General features: G+C 44.6%; 1 protein-coding gene. It reads right to left on the bottom strand.

Annotated elements, in window-relative coordinates; translation table 11 throughout:
- Window positions 1–99 precede the first annotated feature (99 nt).
- On the bottom strand, window positions 100–510 hold the full coding sequence (locus IDZ20_RS07895; protein WP_188150890.1) for a hypothetical protein: 411 nt from the start codon (window positions 508–510) through the stop codon (window positions 100–102).
- Between the last annotated feature and the right edge of the window lie 351 nt (window positions 511–861).

Raw genomic sequence — 861 nt, 5'->3', positions numbered from 1 at the left:
CGCCGCGGTAAGCTGCGGCTATGTAGTTGATTGTGTTGTGGCAGCGTAGCGGCAGCCACATAAACAAGCGACGGAATAGCCGTCAGCTTGACCGCCTTGTTAAATTTTTTCATGCACGGAGAACACAACAGGTTCATTGCTATGCTGCTCTAAGAAAAGCCCACGACTTAAATAAGTACAGCCGTGTAGTTTCTTTAACCCACGCCCAATTTGGCCAAACTTAACCTTACTACCTACCTTACCAGAGAGATAATCCATTGCTTCTGAATGCCCCGACAAAGACATCGGCCGTTTATACCCAGCCCAGTACTCTTTATCATACGTCCCTTTGAGGAGTATGGAACTACATTTTTTACTCATGCCTTCGCCCGTGAAATTCAGAACGAGATGAAATTCATTACCTTCTTCGAAGGGCTCAACGTACTCTGAAAGAAATACATCATAATATTCCCCACCTGAATATGCGTTGGCGCATGTAAAAAACAGAATAATTGTGACTATCGGCTTCATAAATTTAACGCCAAGCTCACCTGCAATTTTTGCTGTGAGCGTTTGTGTAAAATGGAGCTGCGCGACATACACAAACGAGCACAGCAAAAATTGTCAGGTGGAGCAGGCCAAAACCAGTAACACACACGTTGGGCCAGCTAGCCTGGCCCTTTAGCCTAAACGAAGCGCTTAGACAATAAATACTAAAACCAGATACTACCAAAAACCCAAAATAATACTACAAGAAGGTTGGGATAAAGCTTGATTTGGTACTGCCTTAAAAGAAACTGCTGGGAACAACGACGGGAGACATAGTGCGGACACGACCGACTAGAAATTGAATACCACTCCCTGACTGCATCACTGCGATTT

Origin of the sequence: Teredinibacter waterburyi (genome assembly GCF_001922985.1) — a bacterium.
GTDB classification, from domain to species: Bacteria; Pseudomonadota; Gammaproteobacteria; order Pseudomonadales; family Cellvibrionaceae; genus Teredinibacter; species Teredinibacter waterburyi.
Note: the sequence above shows the minus strand (reverse complement) of the source record. Positions and strands in the feature narration are given on the sequence as shown.

Coding starts and splice junctions, on each gene's coding strand:
- IDZ20_RS07895 (WP_188150890.1), bottom strand. CDS start 510: ATGAAGCCGATAGTCACAATTATTCTGTTTTTTACATGCGCCAACGCA.